Origin of the sequence: Frankia sp. AgKG'84/4, from assembly GCF_023242965.2 — a bacterium.
Classification (GTDB): domain Bacteria; phylum Actinomycetota; class Actinomycetes; order Frankiales; family Frankiaceae; genus Frankia.
In genome coordinates this window covers 1-6449 of record NZ_JALKFU020000289.1, presented here as the reverse complement: position 1 = coordinate 6449, position 6449 = coordinate 1, and the positions used below count along the sequence as shown (strand labels likewise).

Below are 6449 nucleotides of genomic sequence, written 5' to 3'. Positions count from 1 at the left end.
GTGCGCGGCGCCGCCGAGCGGCCGGGTGAAGCGGCACCCAGTGGCCGGCGCCCGGCCCCGCCCAGCGGTGTCACCTGGCGCGCGGTGGTGCTGGACGTCGTCGAGGTCGTCGCCGCCCAGACAGCGTTCGTGGTTCTGATCGCCCTCGTGGTGCGCTCCGGGCCCGCCCAGCCGGCGCCGTTGTCGGCCGTGACCGGCACGGTCGTGTTCGCCCTGCCCGCGGCGTTGCTGGGGGCCCTCGCCGGCCGGCATCGGCTGCGGGCGGCGTGGCGCACGCTACCGGTGTGGCTGCGCACCCCCCTGCTGTGCGGGGCGGGCGCGTTCGCCGCCCTCATCGCGGCGGTCTCCTTCGGGGTCGCGCTGGTCATCGCCGCCACGCTGCCCGAGGTCGCGGGAGCGGAGCGGGCACTCGACGTCGGCGTCGTCGGCGGGCTCGGGCTCGCCGCAGTTCAGTTGGCCCTGGTGCCCAACCTGGTGCTGTGGGCGCTGTCCTACGCCCTCGGCCCCGGTTTCCGTACCGGGCCGGGACTGGTCCGGGCCGACGTGGTCCATCCCGGAACGGTGCCGGACCTGCCGGTTCTCGCCGCCCTGCCCCCGAACGCGCTACCGCAGCCCGGCTGGCCGCTGCTGCTGGTGGTGCCGATCGTGGCCGGCATCGTCTGCGGAATCATGGTGCACCGGGCCGGGGCAGCCGGCCGATCGCGCGAGCGGCTGGGCGCCGTGCTGGTCGCGGGCACCGTTTGCGGGATTCTGGTCGGTCTGGCCTGCCAGGAGTCGCTGGGACGGGTCGGTGGCGCCGGGGGACACTACGGGCCGGTCGCCGCCTGGCAGTGCGGGCTGCTGGCCGGCGGCGAGGTCGCGCTGGTCGGGCTGCTGCTGGTCGGCGGGATCGACCTGGCGGTGAGACGGGCCGAACGGCCGTTTCTGGCCCAGGACGCGGAGCCGTCCTTCTGGCGCCGCCGGATGACGCTGCCCGCCTCGCGACGGACGGCGTGGACCTCCCGCCGGACCGACTGAGGCGGCCTGGTTCGGGGCCGGCCTGGTTCGGGGCCGGCCTGGTTCGGTGCCGGCCTGGTTCGGTGCCGGCCTGGTTCGGTGCCGGTCTGGTTCGGGGCCGGCCTGGACCGGTGCCGGCTGGCGGGCGCGGCGCGGTCGGCGGCGGAAACTGTCGGTGCCGGCGACTACGGTTGCCCCGTAGCGGATCATCCTCACGGAGGTCGTCGTGCCGGTCGCGGTCGCCCATATCCGAGCTGAGGCCAGCCAGCTGCGCGAGCTGGGCTGGTCCTACCGCCGCATCGCCCGCCGGTTGCAGGGGCGGCATCGCCTCGGTGCGCTGGTGGCGTTCCGGCTCGCGCATGGCTGGACGCAGGAGGAGGCGGCCCGCCGGTGGAACGAGCGCTGGCCGGCTGCCGGTTCGGCCAAGACCGGCAAGACCTGGTCGTACTGGGAGAGCTGGCCGGCGAAGGGCGGGCGGGCCCCGTCGGCGGCGGTGCTGTGGCGCCTCGCCGAGCTGTACCTGTGCCGGCCTGGTGATCTGCTCGACGGACCGGATTTCGGCGAGCTCGATGCCAGCGTGGACGTCGGGGGCGAGCGGGTGCCGGAGTGCTGGTGCCGCAGCGGTGACGACGACGGCTGCGCCGGGCTTCCTCCGGTGGCGGCGGCGCTGGCCTCACCGCGGGCGCCCGACCGGCCGTCGGCGGCGGTGATCGAGCAGCGGTTGGCCGGACTGGTCGCCGGCTGGGTGCCGGCTGCATGACCCCTGCGGTGACCGTCCGGTCCTCGAGCCGTGCGTGCACCTGGCGGGCCCTGGGGATGGTCGAGCCCGGCGGACAGGGGCGTACGGGGCGGGCGTTGCCAGTACAGTCGGACCGGTCACCATCGCTGGCCTGCGCCCGTGGCATCGGGAGCGCCGGCGGTTGCGGGTCGCCGTCACTTGGCGTCCGCCGACGGACCTCCGGCGCTCGCGGGCTGCGAACGTCGTCCAGTGTGGTTATGCCCAGCTTTGGTTACGGAGTGTGTTTGTGTCTGCTCGCCTCGTTGTTCTCGCCTCGGGGGCGGGAACCACCCTGCAGGCGATCCTCGACGCCGCCGGAGATCCGGGGTTCGGCGCGACCGTCGTGGCGGTCGGGACCGATCGGGACGGCACCGGCGCGCGGGAGCGGGCGGTGGCCGCCGGCATCCCGGTGTTCACCGAGCGCCTCGAGGACCATCCCGACCGCGAGGCATTCAATGTCGCGACCGCGGCGCGGGTCGCCGCGTTCCAACCCGACCTGCTCGTGCTCGCGGGCTATATGAAGATCCTCAGTCCGCGGGTCATCGGCCGGTTCCCGACCATCAACACCCACCCGTCGCTGCTGCCCGCCTTCCCGGGGGCGAGCGCGGTGCGCGATGCGCTGGCGGCTGGGGTGAAGGTCAGCGGCGTGACGGTGCACTGGGTCGACGAGGGTGTCGACACCGGCCCGATCATCGCCCAGGAAGCGGTCCCGGTCGAGACCGGCGACACCGAGCAGGCGCTGCGAGCACGGATCCAGGCGGTCGAGCGAGGGCTGTTCGTCACGACGATCGCCCAGATCGTCCGTGCGGCGGGCGCGCTGGGCGGGCACCAGGTACCGGCAGATGTTCACGTCCAGGAGGAAGCATGACGTCATCGGGCGAAGCCGTGGCCGGCCAGGGCGAAGCCGCCCAGGGAGCCGAGTCGGCGGAGGTGATCCCCACCGGGCATCGGCCGTTGCGCCGGGCGCTGGTCAGCGTCTACGACAAGAACGGCCTGGACGTGCTCGCCGAGGCGTTCCTGGCGGCCGGGGTCGAGGTGGTCTCGACCGGTTCCACCGCCGAGGTGCTGGCCCGCCACGGCCTGCCGGTGACGCCGGTCAGCACGGTGACCGGCTTCCCGGAGGTGCTCGGCGGCCGGGTGAAGACGCTGCACCCCAGGGTGCACGCCGGCCTGCTCGCCGACCTGCGTAACGCCGAGCATGCCGAGGTGCTGGCCGACCTCGACATCGCGCCGTTCGACCTGGTCGTGGTGAACCTGTACCCGTTCGCCGCGACCGTCGCCGCGGGTGCCAGTGAGGACGAGGCGGTCGAGCAGATCGACATCGGCGGACCCACGATGATCCGTGCGGCCGCGAAGAACCACGCGTCGGTCGCCGTCGTCGTCTCCCCGCAGGACTACGCCGGGCTGGCGGAGGCCGTCCGCGGCTCGGGCTACGACCTGTCGGCCCGTCGCCGGCTGGCGGCGAAGGCGTTCGCGCACACCGCCGCCTACGACGTGGCAGTGTCCTCCTGGTTCGCCAGCGCCGTCGCCCCCGACGAGATCGCCCGCGAGACCGGCTGGCCCGACGTGCTCTCCGCCCAATGGCACCGGGCCGACGTGCTGCGTTACGGCGAGAACCCGCACCAGCGGGCCGCCCTGTACGTCGAGACCGGCGCCGACCGGACCGCCGGCCTGGCCGGCGCGCACCAGCTGCACGGCAAGCAGATGTCGTACAACAACTACACCGACACCGACGCCGCCCGCCGGGCCGTCCACGACTTCAGCGAGCCGGCCGTCGCGGTGATCAAGCATGCCAACCCGTGCGGCATCGCGATCGGTACGACGATCGCCGAGGCCCACCGCAAGGCGCATGCCTGTGACCCGGTCTCGGCGTTCGGCGGTGTGATCGCGACGAACCGGCCGGTCACCGTGGAACTCGCCGAGCAGATCGCCGAGATCTTCACCGAGGTCGTCGTGGCGCCGGCGTACGAGCCCGGCGCGGTGGAGATCCTCTCCCGCAAGCCGTCCATCCGGCTGCTGGAGTGCCCGGCGCCGCCGCACCAGCGGGGTGTGGAACTGCGGCAGATCAGCGGTGGCCTGCTGCTGCAGTCGCGGGACGCGGTCGAGGAGCCGGGCGACGAGCCGACCGGCTGGACCCTGGAAGCCGGCGCGCCCGCGGACGACGCGCTGCTGGCGGACCTGCGCTTCGCCTGGCGCGCGGTGCGGTCGGTGAAGTCCAACGCGATTCTTCTTGCCACCGACGGCGCGACCGTCGGTGTCGGCATGGGGCAGGTCAACCGGGTCGACGCAGCGCGCCTCGCGGTGACCCGGGCGGATGATCGGGCGAAGGGTTCGGTCGCGGCCAGCGACGCCTTCTTCCCCTTCCCCGACGGCTTCGAGGTGCTTGCCGATGCCGGGGTGCGGGCGGTCATCGAGCCGGGCGGGTCCGTGCGCGACGAACTCGTCATCGCCGCCGCCAGGAAAGCCGGAATGACGCTCTACTTCAGCGGAGTTCGCCACTTCGCGCACTGAAGCCGGACGCCGTCGGGCCGGACGCTCTGTCGTCGGGCGTACCCAGTCGGACCCGCCGGACCTGCCGGGCCGGGCCTGCCGATCGGTTGGCGGCCCGGCGGTGTCCGCGCCCCGGCTGACGCCCGGGCGCGGACGGTCCCGCGCCCGGGCGGTCGCTGATCGTGTCCCGCCGTCGGGTGACACCGGGACGCGGCCCGGTGCCCGCACTCAGGCGTTGGCGCTCGCTTCCGCGGCCGCCGAGCCGCGCCGGGTTCCAGAGCTGCCGTTCGCGGTCGTCGCCGGGGCGGGTGCCGGAGCCTGACCGCCGGGTGTGTCGGTGGTGGGCACGTACCGCTGCGCAACCCAGTCCAGGGCGTCGCGCCAGCTTGCGCCGTAAAGGACCGAAATACGGTCGGCTGTCTGGCGAGCCAGGGCCTGGACGAAGACGCGGTCATCGCTGTCCAGGTGCCGAGCATCACCGAAGGTCTCCCAGGCACGAAACATCAGTTCCTGGAGCTTCTTGCTGTGAGGCGATTCGTCTGCCACGTCGAGCTTCCTCTCTTTGGGCACCGCGGCCGGAAGTCTGCCCTAAGAGTGCACGACGCCCACAGTTGGGGGTGTTGTGGGTTGTGTCCCCGGTGTGCCCGAATGGGCCGGGTCCACAATGTTGGATCGGTGTGTGATAGGGACCCGTGTCCGCAGGTGAAGACGGGCTCGGCACCGCCTCAGGAGGGCGCGAGAATCAGGACGGCAGAACCGACTCCACCGGCTCAGCGCGCACGACGCCGAGGCGCAGCACCTCGTTCGCCAGCCGGCCGCGCCGGTTCGGTCCCGGCGGGATGTCGAACTTGCGGTAGAGACGAAGCAGATGCTGCTTCACCGCACCCTCGGTGACGACGAGATCCTGCGCCAGCTGCCGGGTCGACAGCGGGATGACGAAGGCCCCGGGCGTCCCGGCGGGTCGGGACAGCGCTCGCAGCACATCCCACTCCCGTCGGGTGAGTTCGGGCGGATCCGGCATCCGAAGCTCGGCGGTGAGGTCCCGCGCGGGGGGCTGCGTCCCCGCGGGCGAGATGGTGAGCTCGATGAGCGGCCGGGTGTCCTGAAGTCGGACGCCGGCCGCACCGAACCGGATGACGTCGCCGTCGCGGAGGATCCGCCGGCCGACCGGGCGCCCGTTGACCCGCGTGCCGTTGCGGGACAGCCCCTGATCCCACACGTAGAGGTACGGGCCCCGCCGCACGATCTCGGCGTGCAGCCGGGAGACGCTGGGATCGGCAAGTGGTACGTCGACCCCTGGCCCGCGACCCACCGTGGTGACTTCCGAACGCAGCAGGAAGATCTCACCGGTGATCTCGATCCGCAGACTCGGCCTGTCCACTGTGGTCGACCTCGCTTTCGTCCGTCCGCCATCCGAGCGGCCACGCCGCCGGAACAGTCCCCTTTGCTCGTGGGGGGTTTGCCTTCGGGCGATAGTCCCCGGTCGGGACCCAGTAACACCCGAGATGGGGATGATCCGCGCCGCGCCGGTGTCTCCGGACCGGGCGGGCCGAGGCGTCATGACCAGGACGGCCGACGGCCTACCGCCCGTCCCGGCCAGTGCCATGCTGACGGGACAGTGCCATGCGGGCCGGAGAGGCCATGCCAGCTGGACAGCGGCGGGCTGATTGGATGCAGGTAGCCGCGCCGTCCTGCCGTGCGGCCGGACATGTCGGCGATGGCGTCGCGCACGCCTGCCGCTGCTGGCCCGTCCACCAAAATCATGATCGGCGCCGGAGGTGGGTGGGGTGTCCGACGCGGGCCGCCGACCCGGCCACCGCCGACCGGACTCTGGCCGGCGGAAGCCGCCTGCCCACGAGCCCGACGCCAGCCGATCCCGTGGGCGCGAACCCAGCGGTGGTGGCCAGCCCAGCGGTGGTGGCCAGCCCAGCGGCGGTGGCCAGCCCAGCGGCGGTCAACCCGGTGTCGGTCAACCCGGTGTCGGTCAACCTGGCGGCGGTCAACCTGGCGGCGGTCAGCCCGGCCGCGGTCAGCCCGGCGCTGGCCAGTCTGGTACCGGGTGGCCCGGTGCCAGCCAGACCGGTGTCCGCCCGCCTGAGCCCGGCAGCCGGCCGGCGCCTGCCGGGGGCCGAGCTGTCGGCGAGGATCGCGCGACCGAACCGGTCCGGACGTCGCGGCCGCGTCC

The 6449-nt window shown here is 73.4% G+C and carries 6 protein-coding genes and 1 pseudogene; 5 read left to right on the top strand and 2 right to left on the bottom strand.

What is annotated here, in order from left to right; translation table 11 throughout:
* The 4 genes from MXD58_RS17085 to purH all read left to right on the top strand — a co-directional run.
* Window positions 1–1017, top strand: a 1017-nt coding sequence (locus MXD58_RS17085; protein WP_250609541.1) for a cell division protein PerM, incomplete at its 5' end; no start/stop codon positions are given.
* 205 nt (window positions 1018–1222) lie between these two features.
* A complete protein-coding gene (locus MXD58_RS17080) occupies window positions 1223–1756 on the top strand; it encodes a helix-turn-helix domain-containing protein (RefSeq protein WP_308301982.1) in 534 nt (177 codons plus the stop codon).
* A gap of 265 nt (window positions 1757–2021) precedes the next feature.
* Window positions 2022–2642 (top strand): phosphoribosylglycinamide formyltransferase, encoded by a 621-nt coding sequence (purN, locus tag MXD58_RS17075; protein ID WP_248840956.1) that lies wholly within the window; start codon window positions 2022–2024, stop codon window positions 2640–2642.
* Complete coding sequence (gene purH / locus MXD58_RS17070) at window positions 2639–4285, top strand: bifunctional phosphoribosylaminoimidazolecarboxamide formyltransferase/IMP cyclohydrolase (RefSeq protein WP_248840957.1); 1647 nt, start codon at window positions 2639–2641, stop codon at window positions 4283–4285. Before purN ends, purH begins: the two co-directional genes overlap by 4 nt.
* 207 nt (window positions 4286–4492) lie before the next feature.
* Here purH and MXD58_RS17065 read toward each other — a convergent pair whose 3' ends face one another.
* The gene (locus tag MXD58_RS17065) at window positions 4493–4810 is read right to left on the bottom strand and encodes a hypothetical protein (protein ID WP_248840958.1); all 318 of its coding nucleotides are present in this window, start codon (window positions 4808–4810) and stop codon (window positions 4493–4495) included.
* A 196-nt stretch (window positions 4811–5006) separates the two neighbouring features.
* Window positions 5007–5645 (bottom strand): FHA domain-containing protein, encoded by a 639-nt coding sequence (locus tag MXD58_RS17060; protein ID WP_248840959.1) that lies wholly within the window; start codon window positions 5643–5645, stop codon window positions 5007–5009.
* A gap of 401 nt (window positions 5646–6046) precedes the next feature.
* Between MXD58_RS17060 and MXD58_RS17055 the strand changes: the two are divergent.
* Window positions 6047–6449, top strand: a pseudogene (locus MXD58_RS17055) (hypothetical protein); the annotation flags it as partial.